A 23,619-nucleotide genomic window follows, 5' to 3' on the forward strand; every position below is an offset into this window, starting at 1 on the left:
AACTCTCAATTCTTTAAATATTATTCAGGTAACTTCTTACCACAATGTGGACAATAGGCATATTGTTCACGTTCCTGTTTTAAAGATTCCTCTTTTTGCTCTCGAATCAATTGCAAAATAATATCTTGGGTCTGCTCCTGAGTAAGTCCTACTTCTTTACGTATTTCCTCAATCTTTTCTTTTTCTAGAATAAAATCAATATCACTGTTTTGAATCAATTCTCGAAATCTAAGTTCCAATTCTTGTTTTCGTAATTCAAGCTCATTTGCCAAACCATTGGCTAAAATACCTGCGGGCAAAGCTGCCAATCCGACACCTAAAATGGTAATCAGTGCCCCTAAAAAACGTCCAAGCGGCGTTACAGGTGTTACATCACCATAACCCACCGTGGTTAAGGTCACGACCGCCCACCACATCGATGCTGGTATTGAACTAAAGACATCGGGTTGTACCCGACTTTCGATCAAATATACACCTGCCGCAGCCATAATAATCATAATCACCAAGATAAAAATGACGGCTTGGAATGAACCTTTTTCGCGTTCAATGACACGTAATAAAATTTGCAATGAAACAAAATATCGAGTCAGTTTTAATAAGCGGAGTAAGCGTACAATTCGAAGGAAACGTAGGTCGAAATGAACAAAGAAATTGAGATAAGCAGGTAAAATAGCCAGTAAATCGATAATCGCCCCGCCACTTTTAACCCAATGTAAACGATTTTTCCAAGCCGATTCAAAACTGTCTGACTCTGCAACTGACCAAAAACGTAAAATGTATTCTACGGTAAAAATAAAAATTGAAAAAAGTTCAAAATAATAAAAAAAAGTTTCGTAACGTACATAATATTGGTGTACTGACTCAAGTAATACCGCAGCAGCATTACTCATAATGAGTCCTATCAGAAAATAATTAAGCCCACGACTTAAGCGGGTTTCATAATCTTCATTGTGCAAATTGTTATAGACAAACTTGCGTAGCGTATACCATGCCGTAAATTTCATTGCTGTTCTAAGTTATTCTTATCGCTTATAAATCAGTGTATATGAACTTTAATTTAAAGTAAGCAAGAATTACCCCTGCCTACTCCTTTTCCGGATTTAAGTTTTATTCAATATAAAGTAACGCTAAACGCACTTGGTCATAGCCCATACGTGGATTGGTTGCTTCCACAATTGGGCGTAATTTAATGGCACCATCATCTGCAAAATGATCTGGGCTTTGGCGTTTTTGCAAACGTTTATAAATCTTACGGACTTCCTCTACAATCTCTTCCCCTGGATGCGCAACAGAAATATCTAAGCCTTGTTCTTTATGCAACCGTCCCAAATGATTAATAATGGTGGCAGGCGTGAGTCCACGTTCCGTTGCAATATCTTCAATCTCATAGCCAGATTCGAATAGTTCACGAGTTTCATCTAAAGTTGCCGAAGCATAGTTTTGTTTACCTGCATTTCGAGCAATTTTTTTCTCATTCCGCTCAATTTCAACGTCATTCAGCGTTCCGCCACAGTGGCGAATAAAAGCTTTATGTTGCACGGTTAAATCGGTTTCAGCAAAATTTGTTTCAGCTTCGGCAGATAGCTCCTGAAAACGGCGATCTGCTTTAATCGCAAGACTATCTAATTCTAAGGCTTGCATATTAAAACCCAGCAGTTTTAGACCATTTAATGATTTTAACCTTGATAATGCGACATAACCTTGTCCTTTTTCAAAGGTATGACTTAAGTTTATTTCTGCCGCCGCCAAGGTCATACCTTGGGATTTATGAATGGTGATTGCCCATGCCAGACGCAGTGGAATTTGCTGCAAACTGGCAATACTCTTCCCCGCTTCGTTATCCACTGACCATGTTTCTGGCTCAACCAATAAGACTGAACCATCAGTGAGTTTCACTTTTGGCAAAATGCCATGATCATCATCTTCTTCAAAACCAATGACTTCTCCTAAACTGCCATTGATATAACCCATGTCAAAGTTATTTTTTACAAACATCACTTTGGCATTTTTCTTCAATGTTAATGCTTCAGGCGCACGTACAGAGGATTTCAAGGTTTCAATTAATTTATCATTACCATCACAGACTGCCATAAATTCATGACCTTTCTGCTCAATGGCATTTAAATGTTGAAAATTAATCGAATCAACGTCCATATTATGGGTGTATAAACGTGTGAAAGTCTCACCAATATCTTGTGAACGCGTTTGTTCTAATACACGTATATGTTCCGAAGTAATACTCTGACTACGAATTGCATTCAAAATATCATTAAGATAATCATTACCTTGACGATGCTGCTCGGTCAGATAGCAAACACGGAACTTGGCTTCAACCCACGCCTCAGACATAAAGCAGAATTTATCCCGATTTAGCTCTTCTTTTTTCCCAACGGGTGGCAACTGAAAAAAGTCACCTGCAACAATCACCTGAATGCCACCAAAAGCGTCCTCACTTTCTTTGAAGTATTTTAAAACTTGATTGACCAAATTCAGTTGTTTTGCGTGCAACATCGAAATTTCATCAATAATTAATACCTGTGCATTTTCTAAATGTTCTTTGAGGTATTTGCGCTCTTTCATACGCTTAAGATCATCATCACTTAAGCTATCTTTAATACCGATACCTGCCCAAGTATGAATGGTCATGCCATTCATATGCGTTGCAGCAATACCTGTAGAAGCCGTAATCGCAACAGGTACCTTACGCGCTTTCAAATAATTGATGTACTGATTTAAAGTATAAGTTTTTCCTGCACCAGCCGAACCTGTAAGGAAGACATTTTCGCCAGCTTTGAGGAGCTTAAGTGCAGTTTCTTGTTTCATATGACCGATAACCAATAAATAACGGCTATAGCCTAACGAGTTTTGCGTTAAAAGTTAAGTCTGAGAAGAAACACACTCGTTTTTTCGTACATCAAATGATTAAATAACAAAAGCTTATCAATGAATTAAAAAAAAGAACCAAAATAGTTTTTGTTAATTGGTTAAATCATATGAAGTCTATTTCTGTGATGGTGAAAAATGTTCGTTAAACCATTGAATAAATTGTTCCGCAATCGTCACCAACAATTGCTCCGCTTTTTGATTATTTGGATATTCTAATTGATCAAATAGCAATTTCCCTGCCTGAATATGGCAACCCAGCGTTAAAGACTGCGCGTAATGTGGCGAAGACATATGAAAAGCGACATATTCTCCCTGCATAATTCGTTCCGCATAACTCATCGCCAAGCAATGATGAAATACATTCGATTCTTCAATAATACGTTCAATTTGATGCAATTCCTCAAAACTCCAACCTGAATATTGCAAAATGGTTTGAGGGGATACCGCATTCCATGTATTCACAGCAAAATTCTGTTTTAAACGCGCTAAAATTTCATCTTTATGTAACTGCCGATGCCACTCTACAGCGTGGTGAAACAGACCTAGCCATGTACTATTTTTGGCAATTTCACGGTTTTCATTAAAACAATAAATCAAATAATCTCGAACATAGGCATCAAATACAGACACTCTCAAATTCTGATATCTTAAATAAAATAAAGCCCTAAACTCATTCACAGGGACATGATGCCGACGTAAGGTACGATAAAACCCCCGATTTTGGTGCGTACTTGGATGCACATAATTCAATAACTCATGGGGTAAATCTTGCACAATATGATGTAAATGCAACATATATGCCTGCATGACGCGGCTAATTTTCTTATAGACCTGCTTCACTATGGTTTCATTCTTATTGGCAACATTACGCAGTAAATTCATCCATTCATCCAAATATAAAATAGATGGACTGATGGCAATGCGCTGATCCTCAACCGTTTGCTGTTGTCCTTTCAGCACCACGCTTTGATTGTTTTGGTGCTCGAACCATTGTTCTGTGGTCGCATGAATATCACAACTTTGAATGAACATCCGCGCACAGGTATGTTGAAAATATTGCAGTGTTAATAAAATGATACAAGGATGAATTTGACTGGTATCGACAAAACTTAAAGCGGTAACGGCGATGCGCACATGACTGTGCTGGATGTGTGCACTTAACCAGTCAAGCACCATTGCATCTTGCTTAAACAACCAATTGACCGTTCTGGAATAATCAAAGATAGGTAAACGCGCGACTTTCTTTTGCCAGATCTGCGCATTGGGTTGCAAAAAATTCTGTTTGGCCAATAAATCATCTTTATGCCACAACTCCCGATTCATCAAGCGTACAAAGGACAAAACATGACTTTGCTGTAAGGCATAAGGTTGCAGTAATGCAAAATCCATTTGATGATCAAGCAGTTCATCTAAATTAAATTTTTGTTCAAACGTTAAAGTCGCTATCCGATACAGTGCAGAAGGTAAAAACTGCGCTGCACTGTGACAAAGCTCATCATAACAATCCATTAAGCCCTGCAACGGTAAAAAGTCTTCCCCATTCACAATGTGTAAAGCACAAAGCTGACTAAAATGTTGTTGTAATGCAGGATCCAAATCGGTTCCTATTTGTTTAGACTGGGCAAAACAAGCGTATTTCGCCATTCCGAGTACCATTAAACGCCGATCTAACAACTCAGCTTGAGCCATGCTCATTTGGTTTAAACATGCAATGACACGCGTAGGTCCATCCACCCACTGATAAATTTGTTTCGCAATAAGTTCACGTAATTGCTGTGCTTTATTTTTAAGAAATAATGAGTGTTGTTCATTCAATTGATCAGTCAAAAAACCGACATCATTCAAAAAGAAATCTTCAAGTAATTCAGCATGTTGATCTTGATCATTAAAATTGTATTGAATAAATGGGGTATGTTGGTTGTGGACTAATGCAAAAGAAATATGAAACATCTCGTTCATAATAAAAATGGTCTGCTTTTCTTGATCAATCCGAAACATATTTTCTGCATTCAGATTGCCCAAGATTTTCCACTGTTGATGCTGCATGGCAGTCAAATCTGGAGAAAATCCCAGAATCAATTGAGCAATTTGACGATGTTGCGGTATTAAACGCTCTTGTTCCATACACGCCCCTCATTCTACTTTTGTATAATGCCTCTTTCTATTGTAATCAAATTTTCAAAAAATTCACCCCAAGATAGAATTCATATTTTTATATTAATTTTCAGTTATATATAAGAATAAATTTTCTCATTCAATTTATATTTCATATCTAACTACCCATATTGTTTTTTGTAAAACATTTGATGGTAGGTGTTTGGTAGGTAGGTTTAAAACTGTCTTCGTTAAATACTCAAGCCACGGTGAGGGTCACCGCTTAGAACATAACAATGGTAGAAGGAATCGCACCATGGCTTTTAAAAATATTGCAGATCAAACAAACGGTTTTTACATTCCATGTGTTTCACTCTTTGGTCCAGGCTGTGCTAAAGAAATTGGAACCAAAGCACAAAATTTAGGTGCTAAAAAAGCACTGATTGTTACCGATGCAGGTTTATTTAAATTTGGTGTAGCAGACACTATTGCGAGCTATCTCAAAGATGCGGGTGTCGACAGTCACATCTTCCCGGGTGCAGAACCAAACCCAACAGATATTAATGTCCATAACGGCGTACAAGCATATAACGACCATGCATGTGACTTTATTGTTTCATTGGGTGGTGGCTCCTCACATGACTGCGCAAAAGGCGTTGGTCTGGTAACAGCAGGTGGCGGTCATATTCGTGATTATGAAGGCATTGATAAAAGCTCTGTCCCAATGACGCCTCTGATTGCAGTAAATACAACTGCTGGTACAGCATCTGAAATGACGCGCTTCTGTATTATTACCAATACAGACACGCATGTAAAAATGGCAATTGTCGATTGGCGCTGTACTCCACTGATTGCAATTGATGACCCTAAACTCATGATTGCAAAACCAGCTAGCTTAACCGCTGCTACAGGTATGGATGCATTGACCCATGCTGTAGAAGCCTATGTTTCTACTGCTGCAAATCCAATTACCGATGCATGTGCTGAAAAAGCCATTTCAATGATCAGTGAATGGTTACGCCCAGCGGTTGCGAATGGTGAAAACCTTGAAGCTCGTGATGCGATGAGTTATGCACAGTACCTTGCAGGTATGGCATTCAACAACGCCTCTTTAGGTTATGTGCATGCTATGGCACACCAATTAGGTGGTTTCTACAACCTGCCACATGGTGTATGTAATGCAGTATTACTACCACATGTTTGCGAATTTAACTTAATTGCATGCCCTGACCGTTATGCACGTATTGCAGAACTTATGGGCGTTAACACCACTGGATTTACCGTGACTGAAGCTGCCTATGCTGCGATTGATGCAATCCGTGAGTTGTCATCTTCTATCGGTATTCCATCAAGCCTAGCTGAACTCGGTGTGAAAGAGCAAGATTTAGGCATTATGTCTGAAAATGCTCAAAAAGATGCTTGTATGTTAACTAACCCACGTAAAGCTACTCATGCTCAAGTGGTTGATATTTTCAAAGCAGCATTAAAAAGTGGTGCTGAAGTTGTAGATTTTAAAGCAGCGGTGTAAGTCTCTCCAATCTCTTACTTTTTGCTTTTGGCAACCCAGTTCTGTTTGAATCGGGCATGGAATGTAACCAATGTTGACTAACCATTGGTTGCATTCTAGATTCTCAACAGAAGAAGGCACTGGGTTGCATTTTTTTATTTTACAATCAATTCAATTTGACAAATGTTCCGACATCATCAAGGATTAAACCATAATAAATCTTGATGAGTATAAAAATGACATCGCTCAAAATTCCTACCACCTATCAAGCCGATGTTCTAGGGCCAGATTATCAACAGCTTGTGCTTGAATTCCCCGATGATTATGAAGGCAAAGTCGTTGCGACTTTAGTCCGCAAAAAAAATACTCAAGCCACCACCAAAGCAATTTTGTACATTCATGGTTTTATTGATTATTTCTTTCAAACCGAAATGGCAGATCAGTTCAATCAGCAGGGTTTTGATTTTTACGCACTGGATTTACGCAAATATGGACGTTCCCGTTTAGGGCATCAACAACTCTATAATGTACGTGATTTAAGTGAATATGATGCAGAAATTAATAAAGCGTTAGAAATTATTCAAGCTGAAGGTCATGATGCTGTGTTGTTAAGCGGGCACTCAACAGGTGGACTCATTTGTACCCTATTTGCAGCCCATCACCCGCAGCATTCATTGATTAAGGGGCTATGGGCAAACAGTCCTTTTTATGATTTCAACATGAACGAGTTTGAAAAAAATAAAGCGTTACCGCAACTCAGCAAACTAGGTCGATTGCTTCCGAATCTCACTATTCCAAGCGGTTTGAATAAATGGTACGTCCCTAGCCTACATTGTCACTATCACGGTGAATGGAATTTTAACCTTGAGTGGAAACAACCAAGCTACAAGATGGTAAAACTCAGCTTTGTGCGAGCCATCTATGAAGCTCAAAAAGAGATTCACGCAGGCGTAACACTCACTATTCCCACTATAGTTATGCATTCACATCAAACCACGAACCCGAAAAAATGGGGGATTGAAGCTCAGACCAGTGACGTGATTTTAAATGTTAATGATATTCAAAAATACGCCGAGAAAATGATTGGGGATATCAGCATTCAAACCATTGAAAATGGTTTGCACGATTTGGTTTTATCCGCACCTAAAGTTCGTGAACAGGTTTATCAGCACTTATTTGCTTGGATAAAAGAGAAAGGTATCTGAATTAAAAATCCTCTCTATCCTTAAATTTCAACAGCGTTTGATGAACAGGATGTGTCTTAGGCATCAGTTCAATCAAACGCTCTACCGCATCTATTGCTTCTGGAAAATGCGCCACGTGTTTTAGTAATACATCAGTTTCGTTGGCTTTAAAAATGGCATCACTTAAACGTGACTCTAAACAATCCCGCCAAGCACATAAAAATGGACTTTCGGTTTTCGCCAAGAATACGCCTGTATACAGCTTTAATGCAGTTTCCAAATATCCAGCGTCTAAAGCTTGCTCTGCCTGTAAAAAATCCGCATCGACATTGACCAACAAACGGTAAGGTCTTGAGCCTAACATGCCTCCCAAAATATCACGAAGTTGTGACATTTCTGCCTTTAGTGTTCCCACACTGACCTTACGCTCCCCATAAAGTGCTTGATGCAAAGTATCTAAGGTTAGCCCTTGAGGACACAAAGCCAGAATCGCCAGAATCTCAATTTGACGTGGAGTCAGTACTAACGTCTTGCCATTGAACAAAATTTGCGGCACAGCAAATGCACGAATAAATAACTGTTGCTTTTGATGTTCCAATAAGGCGGATTGAATAATCGAGGCACAACGCTCAGCAGCTAAAAGCCCCAAACTATTGTGGTTTTTCCATGTGGTCGATAAATCAATGACCCCTAGGACTTGCTTTGAATAAGGGTCAATTATTGGTGCCGCATAACACACCCAATCTTGTATTGAAGTCATGTAATGCTCATTAGAGAACACACAACTCGATTGCTGGGTTTTTAACGACAATGCTAATGCATTGGTACCAACCAACTCTTCTCGCCACTGCCCGCCTTCAACAAAGTGTACACTTTCAGCCGCACTCTGCATTTGATGGCTTGATGCCGACCACACAATGGTACTGCCGATATCACCCACTGCAATCACCATGGAAGATTGCTGGGCAATATGTTTGAGATCTTCAGTGCAAAGTTGTAAGGCATGCTCTAAGGCGCCGTTTAAACCACGACGATGCTGATGATTAATTGGCGCTGCCATACGGTCCTTAGGAATCGCTGCCGAGGCTGAACGCTGCCATGAGCTTGCAATACTTTGCCCTAATTGTTCTGCATGTAACGGCGAAAGGCTACTACTTTGGCGGAACTGATCAATCCGTTGTCTTTTTTCTACTAATGTTTGCTTATTCATCATTGCTTTCTCTCAACAACTAATGATTCGACGTCCTGTACTTAACTGTTTTTGTAAGCATTTGTCGTCCTGTTGTAAACCTTCAACTTTCCAACCTTTCTCCAACCTTATGCTAGTTATGCTAAACAAATAATGTACTGATGTACCTTATACCAAAGCTGTAGAAGCTGAGATAAACAACAAGCAAAGGAAATTATATATGCGTTACGTCGATCCTAATCAACCTGGTTCTAAGGTTCAATTTAAAGCACAATACGAAAACTTTATTGGTGGACAATGGGTACCACCTGTTAAAGGAGAATACTTCGAAAACATCTCGCCTGTCGATGGCAAAGTATTCACCAAAATTCCTCGCTCAACGGTTGAAGATATCGAACTTGCGCTTGATGCAGCGCACAAAGCTAAGGCTCAATGGAACAAATCCTCTCCTACAACGCGTTCAAATCTGTTACTTAAAATTGCAGATCGTTTAGAACAAAATCTTGAATTACTGGCTGTTGCAGAAACTTGGGACAATGGTAAACCTGTCCGTGAAACACTTGCGGCTGACATTCCTCTAGCAATTGATCACTTCCGTTATTTTGCAGGTTGTATTCGTGCACAAGAAGGCGGAATTTCTGAGATTGATGAAGATACAATTGCTTACCATTTCCATGAACCATTGGGTGTAGTGGGTCAAATTATCCCATGGAACTTCCCAATTCTTATGGCGGCATGGAAACTTGCTCCAGCATTGGCAGCAGGCAACTGTATTGTTCTTAAGCCGGCTGAACAAACCCCTGTCGGTATTTTATTGGTTGCTGAATTAATTCAAGACCTACTACCAGAAGGTATTTTGAATATCGTTAATGGTTTTGGTGCCGAAGTAGGTCGTCCGCTTGCAACTAGCCCACGTATTGCAAAAATTGCATTCACAGGTTCTACGCAAGTAGGTCAGTTGATTATGCAATATGCGACTGAAAACATTATTCCTGTAACGTTGGAACTTGGTGGTAAATCTCCAAACATTTTCTTTGAAGATGTGATGGATCGTGAAGATGACTACCTAGACAAAGCACTTGAAGGTTTTGCAATGTTTGCCTTGAACCAAGGCGAAGTTTGTACGTGCCCTTCACGTGCTCTCGTTCAAGAAAGCATTGCAGACAAATTCCTCGAAAAAGCCATTGAACGTGTTAAGCGTATTAAAACAGGTCACCCTTTAGACACAGAAACCATGATTGGTGCTCAGGCATCTCAAGAGCAGCAAGACAAAATCTTGGGTTGTATTGCAACAGGTCGTGGCGAAGGTGCGGAAGTTCTGACTGGTGGTGGTGCTCGTCACGAAGTTGGTAGTGGTTTCTACATTGAACCAACCATCTTCAAAGGCAACAACAGCATGAAAGTTTTCCAAGAAGAAATTTTTGGACCAGTATTGTCTGTAACAACCTTCAAAGACTTTGATGATGCCATCAAAATTGCCAATGACACCATTTATGGTTTAGGTGCAGGCGTTTGGTCGCGTTCGGCGCATACTTCTTACCGCGCTGGCCGTGCGATTGAAGCTGGTCGCGTATGGACCAACTGCTACCACATTTACCCTGCGCACGCGGCATTCGGTGGTTACAAAAAATCAGGTATTGGTCGTGAGAACCACAAAATGATGCTTGATCATTACCAACAAACTAAAAACTTGTTAGTGAGCTATTCGACTAAGCCTGCTGGTTTCTTCTAATTCTCATATAAGACCTATTTCCTTTGCAAGAAAACTGAAAACAGCGAACCAAGGTTCGCTGTTTTCATATTCGAATCTGCTATTAACTATTTTACCCACAAGTAAGTGATAACAATCTTTTGATTTGATTCAAATTTAGGTTGTTCTTTAAATAAAATCATCAAACAAAAATCAGCCCTATTCCTAACTAGCCAAATCCATCTAATTCCTCTCTAACCACCAGTATTGTAAATAACTCAGCAAAGCTTGGGGCGTACTGTGCCAACTGGTTGGTGCGATTAGCCTTGCGCGTGGCATGGCAGATGAAACTATACAAAAACAAGTGATCGAATCCAGCAAGGCATTTTTAAAAGCGAGCCTTGCTGTTTAAATTTTATTACTTACGCAACTTTATTATTTTGGTATATATTCAAAACCATTTCGTTTATTCATCACAATTCAAAGCGTATGAAAACAACAGCTCCCGATTTTCCTGAAACCATTTATGCGATTCAACATCTTGCTTTTGAAGACCTTGGTGCTCTAGAAGATACTTTTTACCAACTTGGCTTTCGTGTGAGATACGTAGAGGCAGGTGTTGATGACCTGCGTAAAGCGCTTGAACATGAAGGCCTTACCGTTATTTTAGGCGGCCCAATTGGGGTCTATGAAACGGAAGATTACCCATTTTTAATACAAGAAATTGAACTATTACAACAGCGCTTAGCACGTAATTTACCAACGCTCGGCATTTGTTTAGGTGCACAACTGATTGCTCATGCATTAGGTGCCAAAGTCTATGCTGGCGCACAAAAAGAAATAGGCTGGAGCACTTTAGAAATCAAACCTGTCGCTCAGAATCCTCTTGCGAGCCTCACCAATACGCAAGTTTTACATTGGCATGGTGATACTTTTGATTTACCGCAAAATGCAGAACTTCTGGCAAGTTCTGCACTATATCCAAATCAAGCATTTAAAATAGGTAACAATATTCTGGCACTACAATTTCATGTTGAAGTTGCTGCGGATGCAATGGAAAAATGGCTGATTGGTCATACCTGCGAATTACGCAATGCAAAAATTGACATTCCAAGCCTACGTGCGGATAACCAACGTTTTGCACCCACTTTAGAACAAAATGCACCGCAAGTGCTTGAGTTTTTTATGCAACATATTGAGTAAAACTGTTAGATCAAATCGATCCTCTATTACTCCAAGAATTAACGGACATAAAAAAGGCACTCAATGCGAGTGCCTTTTACTTTCCCGAAGAAATCGTGGGGAGATTATTTCTTCGCAGGAACTGATGCTTCGGTGGTGATGTTTACCGTGATTTTATCACCTACATTTGGTACGTACGCACCGACACCAAATGCAGAACGGTCAAATGAAGTTGTTGCATTAAAACCAATTGATTGAAGCTTCGTCATTGGATGTTCACCCTGTTTGTTCAATACTGCATCAAGCACAACAGGTTTAGTCACATCTTTAACTGTTAAGTTACCTATGATTTTATATTTATTGCGACCTAAAGCCTCAACTTTAGTACTTTTAAACGTGATGTTTGGGTAATTGATTGCATCAAAGAATTCCGCTTTTTTCAAATGCTCATCTAATGCAGCCACATTGGTATTTAAACTTGCCAATGGAATAGTCACATTCACTGAAGAATTCGCAGGCTTGTCATTATCTATATTAATTGTGCCTTGAATATTACTAAAGTTTGCAGATGGTGTAGAAAAACCAAAGTGGCTCCAAGAAAATACGGTTGCCGTGTGTGTTGGATCAATTTGATATGCAACAGGTTTTGCCATAGAGAATGTTGCAACTGAAGCAACGGCCAAACCCAAAGTTAATGTTTTTAAGTTCATGTGATTGTATCTCGTTTCAGAATGATTATTAGTGTATACCTTTCAAATTATAATTCACTGTTATGAATAAGACGATATGTTTCAAATTTAGAACAGTTTAAAGGATTAATATTAATATGAATTTTAGTAGAACGATTGCAACAGATTACACATTAAATTAATCATTTGTATTTCATTTCAGCATCTTTCAAATAACCGTTAGTCTACCTACTTCGGAATATGCAACCTAAGAATTTTAGCCGTGAGATCCATTTCAGGCTTAGTTTTATCTGCTTTTATTGTTGTGATTTAGAAATCTTATAACCATAAAAAACGCCCCTTATTAGAGGCGTTTTTTAGAAATGACCGATTAAGCTGTTAATTCTTTTACTGCATTTACAACTGCTTCAGTCGTAATACCAAAGAACTGGAACAAGTCTTTCGCAGGTGCAGATTCACCATAAGTCGTCATACCAATTACACGACCATCAAGACCTACGAACTTCCACCAGTAATCAACATGCGCAGCTTCCACTGCAACACGTGCACGGATGTGAGCTGGTAATACAGCTTCACGGTAAGCAGCATCTTGCTTCACAAATTCTTCAGCACATGGCATAGAAACCACACGTACGCCTTCTAATTGTGCATAGGCTTCCATCGCTAATGACACTTCAGAACCGGTTGCAATAATAATTGCTTTTAATTCGCCTTTTTCTTCAGCAAGCACATAACCACCTTTTGCCACGTTCTCAATTTGTGCTTGAGTACGCGTTTGGAATGGTAAGTTTTGACGAGAGAAGATTAACGCAGAAGGACCATCTTTACGTACAAGAGCAGATTTCCAAGACACCGCTGCTTCAACTGTGTCACATGGACGCCATGTATTTAGGTTTGGTGTACCACGTAAAGATGCAATTTGTTCAACTGGTTGGTGTGTAGGACCATCTTCACCTAAACCAATAGAGTCATGTGTATAAACATGAATGACACGTTGTTTCATCAGTGCAGACATACGGACTGCATTACGTGCATATTCCATAAACATCAGGAATGTTGCAACGTAAGGAATAAAACCACCGTGCAATGCAACGCCATTTGCCATTGCAGTCATACCAAACTCACGTACGCCATAGTGTACATAGTTACCCGCTGGGTTATCTTGAACGCCTTGGCAACCTTTCCAAAGTGTTAAGTTAGAACCCGCTAAGTCGGCAGAACCACCCAATAATTCAGGCAATAATGGACCAAATGCTTGTAATGTATTTTGACTTGCTTTACGAGTCGCAATGGTTTCTGCTTTAGCATTAGTTTCTGCAATGAACGCATCTGCTTGAGCAATAAATTCAGCAGGTAACTCACCTTCGATACGACGTAATAATTCAGCCGCTTCTGTAGGGTACTTCGCTTGATATTGAGCAAATACCGCATTCCAAGCTGCTTCAGACTCAGCACCTTTCGCTTTTGCATCCCATGCAGCATAAACATCAGCAGGAATTTCAAATGGACCTTCTGTCCAACCTAAAGCTTCACGGGTTAATGCAATTTCATCATTGCCTAACGGTGCACCATGGCAATCTTCTTTACCTTGTTTGTTTGGAGAACCTAAACCAATAATTGTTTTACAAATAATAATCGTTGGTTTTTGCGTTTCTGCTTTTGCTTCCAAAGTTGCAGCACGCAATGCATCAGTATCGTGACCATCAACACGAAGTACTTGCCAACCATAAGATTTGAAACGTTGCTCTGTATCGTCAGAGAACCAACCTTCAACTTCACCATCAATTGAAATACCATTGTCGTCATAGTAAGCAATTAACTTACCTAGACCTAAAGTGCCTGCAAGTGAACACACTTCGTGCGAAACACCTTCCATTAAGCAGCCATCACCCAAGAAACAGTAGGTGAAGTGGTCAACAACATTCAGGTCTTCTTTGTTAAATTGAGCAGCTAAAGTTTTTTCAGCAAGCGCAAAGCCTACAGCATTGGCAATACCCTGACCCAATGGACCAGTTGTGGTTTCAATGCCAGGCGCATAACCTAATTCTGGGTGACCCGGTGTTTTAGAGTGTAGTTGACGGAATGCTTTTAAATCTTCAATTGAAAGCGCATAACCTGTTAAATGTAACAATGCATACTGAAGCATTGAACCATGACCATTTGACAATACGAAACGGTCACGGTTCGCCCATTGTGGGTTAGTCGGATTGTGATTTAAAAATTCACGCCAAACGACATCTGCAATATCTGCCATCCCCATTGGTGCACCTGGATGTCCTGAGTTGGCTTTTTGCACAGCATCCATAGCCAATACACGAATTGCATTTGCAATACGACGTTCGTTCAAAGGGGTTGTCATAGATCAGAGTCCAATTAAAACAATTTAAGAAGATGAATATCACATTCAATAGTGCGCCTATTGTCTTAAAAAAAGCGAGATGGGTAAAGCCTTATACACAATTTTTCCCTATTAATTGCTACTTATGTGGACTTGAATGAATAGAAATTTTAGGATTTTAATTTAAGCGACCAAGCAATCTTTCTTTTTTATCATTTATATCAATTGCTACACGCTGCAATACATTTCAAATTATCTTTATCTCTGTAAAAACTCAGCTTGAAATTTAAAGATGCACATCAACTCTATCTTCGCATCTTACATGGCATCCATTTCATATCAGATATTTGAAAATTAATAATAAATTTAAGCTCGTACTGGCAACCCTTCATACAAATAAAAGCATCAAGGACGCTGCACCAAATAGCGTTATAGATCTTGTCATGATCATTTTTATAAAATTGAATTTCTAACAAGAAAACCTGTATTGCATTCGCCCACATCAACATTCTGTAGTCTATTTTCTTTAAATATAAATACCCTCTCTCATCCTGCATGAGAATAAATAAAAAGCCCCAGAACAATATAAAACAAGAGGTTCTTATGAGATTAATTCCACTTTTGCCATCGCGCTATTGATGTTCACAGGCAATGTCATGACTAAAGAACAAACAACCGTAAATAACAATGCAGATAAATTGGCGGATGATCCGACCAAAGTCACCACCAAGTTAGGTGTGTCTTATGCCAATAATTTTGATTTTAACGATGATAATTATTCCTTTTCTGGCTCATATACTCTAGGTCAGGCACGCAAACTCAATGTACAGACAAACTGTGATGCCCGTGAATGGAAAATTGGTGATTCATGGCTATTCCCTGTAGGCATTGTGAATTTCAACTTTGGCAAAAGCGAGTACACCAATGGTGTGAACTAGACCAACTACAGTATTGGCACTTTTATACACCTAAGCTATTTTGGTATTCAGCCTGCTGGTATTTAAATTTTTCCAACAGCAGGTTCTACCTACAATGATGGTGAATCTCCACGCCGCACTGCCCCAAATGGAAATTGTGCAAATTTGTCAGCTTTTTCTGGCATGCCAAATGCAGAAAGTAGCTAACGATGATGGGTTTTGCCATGGGAAGCTCTGGTTCTGAAAACGTTGCAGACGAAAACTACAAAGGCTACTTTGCCAGTTTGGGTCTTGGTTATTTAGTGCAAAAGTGCCATTCATTTAATGCCATAGCCTTCATGATGGATAACAACACCCATTTGGACAGCCCCGATAAACGCTTAATTTTATCATATACTTATCAGTTTAATTGATTCGAATGACCTCACCCACCACTCACTCCAATAAATTGCTCAAAATTAGCTTTCGTTTTATCGGCATCCATTTAAACCTATTTTATCGACAAAATTGTTTCAATCCCAATAAGCAACACGCATCACAGATCTATAGAAACATGATTCAATCCTTGGATGAATTTATGGAAATTTTGTTTGTGTTCGATAAAATTTGCTTCAAATTGTTTAACTCACGTACACCAGATATTTCAAACTAAAACAATTAATCGCTGCTTTATCAGTTTTATAGATGCTTATATCAAATAAAAAGTCATTGAATTGAAATAAATTCATCCTTTTTTACACAAGTTGAGCTAGTCCTAAAGTCGAACTCGATGTAACATATTGCGTCTTTAAAATTAACTGTGATAGGACTTATGCGCGAGTACGCTGTATTTACTTCGGAATCTGTAAGCGAAGGCCATCCAGATAAAATGGCTGATCAGATCAGTGATGCTATCTTGGATGCAATCTTAAAAGAAGACCCATATGCGCGGGTTGCTTGTGAAACGCTTGTAAAAACGGGTGCTGTCGTACTTGCTGGCGAAATCACAACAACTGCAAACATTGATGTCGAAGCTATTGTACGCCAAACCGTAAACGGTATTGGCTACCACCATTCAGACTTAGGTTTTGATGGTTCGACTTGTGCAGTCATTAACATGATTGGTAAACAATCTCCTGAAATTGCTCAGGGTGTTGACCGTCAAAAGCCTGAAGATCAAGGTGCAGGTGACCAAGGTTTAATGTTTGGTTATGCAAGCCGTGAGACAGATGTGCTTATGCCTGCTCCTATTTCATACGCTCATCGCCTAATGGAAAAGCAAGCTGAGTTACGTCGTAATGGCTCACTTCCATGGTTACGTCCAGATGCAAAAAGCCAAGTAACCTTTGCTTATGAAAATGGTAAACCTGTACGTTTAGATGCAGTTGTATTATCAACACAACACGACCCTGAAATTTCACAAGCCAACTTAAAAGAAGCTGTGATTGAAGAAATCGTGAAAAAAATTATTCCTGCGGAGATGTTCCATGCAGGCACCAAGTTCCATATCAACCCAACAGGGATGTTTGTAATTGGTGGTCCAGTAGGTGACTGTGGTTTAACAGGTCGTAAAATCATTGTAGATACTTACGGTGGTATGGCGCGTCACGGTGGTGGTGCTTTCTCTGGTAAAGACCCATCTAAAGTTGACCGTTCTGCTGCATATGCTGGTCGTTATGTTGCCAAAAATATTGTGGCTGCTGGCTTAGCAGATAAATGTGAAATTCAAGTGTCTTACGCAATCGGTGTTGCTGAGCCGACTTCTATTTCAATCAATACATTTAACACTGGCAAAGTGCCTGATGAACTGATTATTCAATTGGTTCGTGAACACTTCGACCTACGCCCATACGGCATTACCCGTATGCTTGACCTGATTCAACCTATGTACAAGCAAACTGCTGCATATGGTCACTTCGGTCGCCAAGGTTCTGATACCGCATTTACTTGGGAAAAAACAGACAAAGTTGAAGCACTTAAGTCTTCTGCTAGTCTCTAATATTTTTCTAGTCTGTAAGAAAGCTCACTTCGGTGAGCTTTTTTTATGACTATTCCAAAATAATTTCTCATAACAAAATATTTCAAACGTATTTTCCATCTGAAGTTTAATTGCAAAAAACCACTCATATTTAACATAAAATAATATGTTATTAATCTTATATTTAATCTGAAATATAACGAGTAATCGCCACTTTAATTTAACCTTTTCCCTTATATTAAACCTGCCAAAGTAATTACACATCAGCATAGAAATTAGACAAAAAAGAGCATATAAATAAAAAAATAGGTTTTTGCCCTTTAAAAAATTTTGCCTATCCCTATTAAATATTTATATGTTTACAGGAGTTGTCTCGTGAAAAAGGTTGTGAAAGCAAAAAATTTAATCGCATTTCGTATTTGGTTAGAAAAATTAGGTTATTCAGTAAAAAGCCTTGCTGATGACCGTGGTTTTACTTTTAGTTTTAAAAAAGAATATGGCTTAGTCACTTGTGATTTGGCAGGAAATTCATTAGCCATGCAATTAGGCGAAGAGTTTGAAGACCATTTAAAAGCATAAAGAAATAAGAAAACCTGTAAGTCGTACACGATATTCACCGTTGATCGAGTTGCTCTTTCTATATATTTAAGCCCTACGGGGCTTTTTTTATTTGCTGCTTTAAACCATAGTCAAACAGTCATATTCGCAAACTAAAATGCAACAGATGTAATCTAACCCTCTACACCTACCACCTTCATGTTCGAAAAATCTAAATTCATTTACCTAAATTGCTTAACTAGTTTTAAACATCAACTTTTCTACAGACGAAAAAAAACAAGGCTTTAACCTTGCTTAATTCTTCCCAGTTCACTAAGTGGTGGGGGCGAAGAGACTCGAACTCTTACACCTTGCGGCGCTGGAACCTAAATCCAGTGCGTCTACCAATTTCGCCACGCCCCCATACTGGGTTTCACATAAAGTGAATATTTGGCAGAGGATCAAGGACTCGAACCTTGACGAACGGTTTTGGAGACCGTCATGCTACCATTACACCAATCCTCTGTTACCTAAACATCATCAACTGATGATTAAGTGGTGGGGGCGAAGAGACTCGAACTCTTACACCTTGCGGCGCTGGAACCTAAATCCAGTGCGTCTACCAATTTCGCCACGCCCCCGATGGCTGTGTATATTATAGAGATCACTCCCCTCTGACAAGTCCTTTTTATGAAAAAACATCTTGTTTGATTAAATATAAAACAAAAATCACTTTTATGTATTTTTCTTAAACAATTTCAGATACTAAGGCGTGTTTTATTGCACAAATATTGTCAAATCTAGCCTCTTTATGCTTTGCCAACATCTTCAAAAGAAGTGATTGAAAACCTAATAATTTCTCTGGTAGCTCAATCTGCAACCGCTGACAATGTAAATACGCCCAATCTGTATAACTTTTCGCACTTAATCTCTGCCCAGACAGCCATTCATAAAAAATAATGCCTAAAGCATAAATATCGGTTTGTATTGTTTTCACTTCACCATGAAATAATTCTGGCGCCATATAACGTGGCGTTGCATTCATTTCAGTTTTCACTTGTTGGGTCATGGATTGCACCTGCTCAAAGTCAATCAGTTTGACTTGCCCATGATATTCAACAAAATGCTCCTGTTTTAAATCAGCATGTATCCACCCTGCTTCGTGTAGCACTTGCATGACATCTAACGCACGCAATAAATGGTGCTGCATACTTGCAATCGGCAATGTATGAGCACTCACTGTAAAATATGGCACTGCATGAGGCAAAATGAGCATCTGCGCTAAGGATTGCTCTATTTCAATATCTACCGCCCTAGATGCTAGAAATGCTTTAGACACGATTTCACCAGGTAATGTAATACTGGATAGCAAAATAGATTTCATGCACTTTTGATAAAAAGCCAACTCGTGTTGAAATCCTTGTTGGTAGTCGCAATGCCCTTGCTTCATCTGCATTTTTAACCAATAAGCATTTTGCTGATCTTGAAAATAATAAAGCCTGCGTCCATATCGCAGGCTGGTAGGCTTGGTTTTTAATTCCAAACAATTTATATGATTAAAATTAGGCAGTATTAACTTGGACATGTGCTTGTCGATGCAATTGCTGATAATTTAGAAGTTCTAAGGCATGCTGAATCGTTTTCCCAATTCGGGCATGAGTTTCAATGCTCGAAATTTTGGGCCATGTGGCACGTTCACCTTCACGCTGTAACAACTTAAATAAGTGCGGACGAGGGTTTTGAAGCATATAGCTATAATGACGCAAACTATACCTGCCAATAATATTGACATCACCATAATAGCGCTGATCCACCACACCATAGCCATGATCAAGCAAACGACGTACTGAAGGTACTTTCCCTACCCGTTCACGGGTAAAATCCATCACGCCTTTGGCAATGACTTTACCTTGACGACGAATAATACGTGCTGGCCAACTCAACATGTCACGTCTGAACCGAGAAACATCATCCTGCATAAATGGCACAATATGTGGGTTAACCTGACTTGCGATACTGTAATTTAGATTATAAAGGCGTGCCATTTTCTGTTGAGGGAAATCGCTCCGTACACTACCATCTACCCAACGTGTGGTTGCCATATATGGCGTAAGTTCGCCATCATAGCGTTTACTGGTGAGCTTAACAGGTGGAAATAAAATAGGAACCGCACAGGAAGCCAATACCGCACTCCACACCAATAAATCAGGTGAAGTATAGGTATTCATAATACGTGCTTCCTGTGATGCGTCGTAAGGTGCTACCGCAACATTGATATATAACCCTGACTGTTTGAATGCTTCATCAAAAGTGACATTGCCTAAATTTTCAACGAGGAATTTTTTCAAATACTTCACATCGGCAACACCACCGTTACCTTTTAATAAATCACCTAATTTACGGAAGTGAAAAGCCTCACTAAAAAAGTTCTCGCCATTTAATATTTTCGAAATATTCTCAGGGTTTGAGACACCAAGCATAGCGGTCATAATTGCACCTGCGCTTGAACCTGACAGCACTTTAGGCATTAAATCCTGCTCAAGTAAGGCTTTACACACTCCAGTGTGGAACAAACCTAAGGTTGCACCTCCCGAAAACATCAGCGCTGGCTGCCCATAGGCTTTTTCACAATGTTTAAAGAAATCCATTTTCTCTTGATGAGAAAGACACTCACAAGCGTCCGAAGCAATAAACGCTAAGCTCGCGCTCATTTCTTCAATGTAGTCCTCAATAATGGTTTTTGTACCCACATACGTAGCAGAAAAGAGCATTGGGTGTGCAATATTGGCAATATCGTAAGTTAACCCCTCGCGTAACAAATACATTAAGTCACGCGTCCGATGCTGATAGCGATAGCGTTTTAATAACTTCAAACGATACGAAATCATTTCCGCATCAAAATAAGGGGAACAATTATCATATTTCCACTCTTGCGCCCCCGACTCTTGGTCAATTTTAAGCGCGATACTTTTCCACTCCGCGTAGCTTTCCGCATGCTCCAATTGGCGTTTTAACTTTTTTATACGATAGGCTTGGTGTGGATTCATATCCTGTATGAATTCTTGAAATAACATAGCTTCCCTCAAAACACCTGCGCTTAAATATACTGACTTAAAATCTTTATCATTCAATCTTAAAATTTGGCGAAATCGAAGCATGATTCGATTAGCATTCATTGACATAATACTATACAGTCTAAAACCAAGGCTGATGTTGGTCTTATTTGCTACTTTATCGTAATTATAAGCTGAATGACTATGGCAACCATTGAATTACCTGACACCATTTTACAATCCCTATCTCAAGTTCTTGCTCAATTACATCAAACACTTCCCACATTAAAACAAGAACCTGACTTTTCTGCTCCAGCATTTAAGTGGCAAAACCAACAACTGATTCCCATTTTCCACCCAAAAAAAATTGATTTAGACGACCTAAAAGGGATTGAACGTCAAAAAGCCAAAGTTATTCAAAATACGCTGCAATTTTTAAATGGATTACCTGCAAACGATGTATTGCTGACTGGCTCACGCGGCACAGGCAAGTCATCTATTGTTCGCGCTTTATTGAGTCAATATCAAGATCAAGGCTTGCGTTTAATAGAAATTGAACGTGATGATTTATCAGAATTACCCGAAATTCAAAAAATTATTCAGAACCGCCCTGAAAAGTTCATCGTCTATTGTGATGATTTAGCATTTAATGCTGAAGATGAAAACTACCGAAGTTTAAAAAGTGTATTAGATGGCTCATTACAGTCAGGCTCAAGTAATTTTATTATTTACGCCACCAGTAACCGTCGTCATTTACTTCCTGAATTTATGCATGAAAATACACCTGTAACACGGGTTGATGTGCCTCAATATACTGAACTACACCCGCAGGAAGCAATTGAAGAAAAGATTTCCCTGTCTGATCGCTTTGGCTTGTGGTTGTCGTTTTACCCTATGGATCAGGCACTTTACCTAGAGATCGTAGCGCACTATTTAGCAAAGTCGAATATGCCAATGTCCGATGAAACTCGCGCAGAAGCACTGAGATGGTGTCAGGCACGTGGACAACGTTCTGGGCGTGCAGCGTATCAATTCTCAAAACATTGGGTGGGTTCGCAGCAGTTAAGTCAGCTTTAAACTTCTTATAAAATCAGTTTATTTAAACAACGATGTGGAACCCTGTTTATATTTCATTCGCGAAACGTTCTTTTTTAAAATAAAAGCCCAACCCATGAGGAATGGGTTAAGTTAAATACAATAAACATTCGATTTATATAGAAATAAAACAAGGATTTCATATGAGGTGTATTATGTTAATTGTAGCAAAAATTAATATCTGGATTTTATAAATTCTAATAATTCTTTAAAAAGTTGATGCCATTCATCCGTTGGCTCCTGCGCAAGAGGATGCCAGAAAAATTGAAACTTGAGCCCACCATCATCATTACAAAAATGCGTCCAATTATCTTTTAATATTTCTGTTGTGTAGCATACAAACACATGCCAATTCGGTCCTGATTCAAATAGAGAATGCAAACCAAGATATGAATGAATATTGGTAGATGAAATCCCAGACTCTTCATAAAGCTCTCGTATAGCGGCATCCTCTAGCTTTTCATTAGCTTCAACAGTGCCTTTTACAATTTGAATGCCTGCAATAGGATGTCTAAAAACTAATATTTCAATATTTTGACTTACATGCCTAAATATGACAGGTACTACTTTTTCTATTACGGCCATACTTAAAATATTTATATAAAATTAGCTAATTATACCCTACATTTGACTTAATCGGCGTTATACAAAATATATTTAACCCGAATCGCGGATAAGAAATTAACTTGAAAAACAGGAGGACTAGAGCCATCAGTTGAGTTACCACACCAAACTCACAACGCTAGTCCTGATGTTCAATAGTACCGAATTATTCTGTGTAATTGATGATTTCTTTCTTAAATTTGAAGTAACCTACTGGAAATTCCTCAAGCAAGGCTATCACTGTTTAAGAATCCGAACGGCACAACTAAGTATCTCAGAAATCAGACGAATAAAGCTCGAAGTATTTCTGGGTTCTTAAGTGACATCTATGCCTCGTTATGTGCATCCCAATTAAATCACCGAAATAAGCCAATCATTCAAATTATAGAATCATTGACTTAAACAGGATTGGGGTTATTTATCTAAAGCGATATACATCAAAGTATCAATTTTAAAATCAAACATTAACAAATATTTATGAGCCTTTTTCCTGCTCAAAAATTTTATTATTTCCAACACACCAGATAGATCAAAAAACATGCTAAAATTCAATAATACTAGGTAAATCAATGCTTAGAACCCCTAATTTTATCCGCAATTTCTGTGGATAACCCTAGGGGTAAGTGTATTACAACTCTGTACGCTTCTGCTTACACCTATTCAGGCAGATAATCTCTATACCATTCACCACAAGATTT

The 23,619-nt window shown here is 39.0% G+C and carries 18 protein-coding genes, 3 tRNA genes and 1 pseudogene; 10 read left to right on the plus strand and 12 right to left on the minus strand.

The window, feature by feature from the left end; translation table 11 throughout:
- Window positions 1–20: 20 nt before the first annotated feature.
- From M5E07_RS09805 to M5E07_RS09815, 3 genes are all read right to left on the minus strand, one after another.
- Window positions 21–1,004, minus strand: coding sequence for an ion transporter (locus M5E07_RS09805; RefSeq protein WP_116758935.1), 984 nt, complete (start codon window positions 1,002–1,004; stop codon window positions 21–23).
- Between the two features lie 103 nt (window positions 1,005–1,107).
- Entirely contained in the window at window positions 1,108–2,823 is a 1,716-nt protein-coding gene (locus tag M5E07_RS09810) for an AAA family ATPase (protein WP_252218863.1), read from the minus strand.
- Between the two features lie 177 nt (window positions 2,824–3,000).
- Window positions 3,001–5,010, minus strand: a complete 2,010-nt coding sequence (locus M5E07_RS09815; protein ID WP_252218865.1) for a hypothetical protein — start codon at window positions 5,008–5,010, stop codon at window positions 3,001–3,003.
- Window positions 5,011–5,296: 286 nt separating this feature from the next.
- Here M5E07_RS09815 and mdh point away from each other — a divergent pair, with 286 nt between their 5' ends.
- Together mdh and M5E07_RS09825 are read left to right on the plus strand one after the other, a co-directional pair.
- Window positions 5,297–6,508: an iron-dependent methanol dehydrogenase gene (gene mdh / locus M5E07_RS09820; protein ID WP_116758932.1), complete on the plus strand. Its 1,212-nt coding sequence runs from the start codon at window positions 5,297–5,299 to the stop codon at window positions 6,506–6,508.
- A gap of 215 nt (window positions 6,509–6,723) precedes the next feature.
- Window positions 6,724–7,692 (plus strand): alpha/beta hydrolase, encoded by a 969-nt coding sequence (locus M5E07_RS09825; RefSeq protein ID WP_252218868.1) that lies wholly within the window; start codon window positions 6,724–6,726, stop codon window positions 7,690–7,692.
- 1 nt (window position 7,693) lies between these two features.
- Here M5E07_RS09825 and M5E07_RS09830 read toward each other — a convergent pair whose 3' ends face one another.
- Window positions 7,694–8,884 (minus strand): transcriptional regulator, encoded by a 1,191-nt coding sequence (locus M5E07_RS09830; RefSeq protein ID WP_116758930.1) that lies wholly within the window; start codon window positions 8,882–8,884, stop codon window positions 7,694–7,696.
- Between the two features lie 196 nt (window positions 8,885–9,080).
- Between M5E07_RS09830 and exaC the strand changes: the two genes are divergently transcribed.
- Window positions 9,081–10,592 carry an acetaldehyde dehydrogenase ExaC gene (exaC, locus tag M5E07_RS09835; RefSeq protein WP_116758929.1) on the plus strand — a complete coding sequence of 504 codons (1,512 nt, stop codon included), beginning with the start codon at window positions 9,081–9,083 and terminating at the stop codon, window positions 10,590–10,592.
- 447 nt (window positions 10,593–11,039) lie between these two features.
- A complete protein-coding gene (locus M5E07_RS09840; RefSeq protein WP_252218871.1) occupies window positions 11,040–11,753 on the plus strand; it encodes a glutamine amidotransferase in 714 nt (237 codons plus the stop codon).
- A gap of 104 nt (window positions 11,754–11,857) precedes the next feature.
- On the opposite strand, the gene M5E07_RS09845 is transcribed toward M5E07_RS09840, so the two are convergent.
- On the minus strand, window positions 11,858–12,442 hold the full coding sequence (locus M5E07_RS09845) for a YceI family protein (RefSeq protein WP_252218874.1): 585 nt from the start codon (window positions 12,440–12,442) through the stop codon (window positions 11,858–11,860).
- A 349-nt stretch (window positions 12,443–12,791) separates the two neighbouring features.
- The gene (gene tkt, locus M5E07_RS09850; RefSeq protein ID WP_252218877.1) at window positions 12,792–14,780 is read right to left on the minus strand and encodes a transketolase; all 1,989 of its coding nucleotides are present in this window, start codon (window positions 14,778–14,780) and stop codon (window positions 12,792–12,794) included.
- Window positions 14,781–15,415: 635 nt separating this feature from the next.
- Here tkt and M5E07_RS09855 point away from each other — a divergent pair.
- The 4 genes from M5E07_RS09855 to M5E07_RS09870 all read left to right on the plus strand — a co-directional run bounded on the left by M5E07_RS09855 (window position 15,416) and on the right by M5E07_RS09870 (window position 18,212).
- Window positions 15,416–15,697, plus strand: coding sequence for a hypothetical protein (locus tag M5E07_RS09855; protein ID WP_252218880.1), 282 nt, complete (start codon window positions 15,416–15,418; stop codon window positions 15,695–15,697).
- A 188-nt stretch (window positions 15,698–15,885) separates the two neighbouring features.
- Window positions 15,886–16,089 carry a hypothetical protein gene (locus tag M5E07_RS09860; protein WP_252218883.1) on the plus strand — a complete coding sequence of 68 codons (204 nt, stop codon included), beginning with the start codon at window positions 15,886–15,888 and terminating at the stop codon, window positions 16,087–16,089.
- A 398-nt stretch (window positions 16,090–16,487) separates the two neighbouring features.
- Window positions 16,488–17,654 (plus strand): methionine adenosyltransferase, encoded by a 1,167-nt coding sequence (metK, locus tag M5E07_RS09865; protein WP_252218886.1) that lies wholly within the window; start codon window positions 16,488–16,490, stop codon window positions 17,652–17,654.
- A gap of 354 nt (window positions 17,655–18,008) precedes the next feature.
- Window positions 18,009–18,212 carry a hypothetical protein gene (locus M5E07_RS09870; protein WP_016167644.1) on the plus strand — a complete coding sequence of 68 codons (204 nt, stop codon included), beginning with the start codon at window positions 18,009–18,011 and terminating at the stop codon, window positions 18,210–18,212.
- Window positions 18,213–18,508: 296 nt separating this feature from the next.
- Here the strand turns inward: M5E07_RS09870 and M5E07_RS09875 are convergent.
- The 5 genes from M5E07_RS09875 to M5E07_RS09895 all read right to left on the minus strand — a co-directional run bounded on the left by M5E07_RS09875 (window position 18,509) and on the right by M5E07_RS09895 (window position 21,244).
- Window positions 18,509–18,593, minus strand: a tRNA-Leu gene (locus tag M5E07_RS09875).
- Between the two features lie 28 nt (window positions 18,594–18,621).
- A tRNA-Trp gene (locus M5E07_RS09880) sits at window positions 18,622–18,695 on the minus strand.
- A 31-nt stretch (window positions 18,696–18,726) separates the two neighbouring features.
- Window positions 18,727–18,811, minus strand: a tRNA-Leu gene (locus tag M5E07_RS09885).
- 107 nt (window positions 18,812–18,918) lie between these two features.
- Window positions 18,919–19,626: a serine/threonine protein kinase gene (locus M5E07_RS09890; RefSeq protein ID WP_252218889.1), complete on the minus strand. Its 708-nt coding sequence runs from the start codon at window positions 19,624–19,626 to the stop codon at window positions 18,919–18,921.
- A 106-nt stretch (window positions 19,627–19,732) separates the two neighbouring features.
- The gene (locus M5E07_RS09895) at window positions 19,733–21,244 is read right to left on the minus strand and encodes a DUF3336 domain-containing protein (protein WP_116758923.1); all 1,512 of its coding nucleotides are present in this window, start codon (window positions 21,242–21,244) and stop codon (window positions 19,733–19,735) included.
- A gap of 183 nt (window positions 21,245–21,427) precedes the next feature.
- Here M5E07_RS09895 and M5E07_RS09900 point away from each other — a divergent pair, with 183 nt between their 5' ends.
- Entirely contained in the window at window positions 21,428–22,300 is an 873-nt protein-coding gene (locus M5E07_RS09900) for an ATP-binding protein (protein ID WP_252218892.1), read from the plus strand.
- Between the two features lie 192 nt (window positions 22,301–22,492).
- Here the strand turns inward: M5E07_RS09900 and M5E07_RS09905 are convergent, their stop codons facing one another.
- Complete coding sequence (locus M5E07_RS09905; protein ID WP_252218893.1) at window positions 22,493–22,903, minus strand: NUDIX hydrolase; 411 nt, start codon at window positions 22,901–22,903, stop codon at window positions 22,493–22,495.
- 166 nt (window positions 22,904–23,069) lie between these two features.
- Here M5E07_RS09905 and M5E07_RS09910 point away from each other — a divergent pair.
- Window positions 23,070–23,204, plus strand: a pseudogene (locus M5E07_RS09910) (IS982 family transposase); the annotation flags it as partial.
- Window positions 23,205–23,619 lie beyond the last annotated feature (415 nt).

It is taken from the genome of Acinetobacter tibetensis, from assembly GCF_023824315.1.
In the GTDB taxonomy this organism is placed as follows: domain Bacteria; phylum Pseudomonadota; class Gammaproteobacteria; order Pseudomonadales; family Moraxellaceae; genus Acinetobacter; species Acinetobacter tibetensis.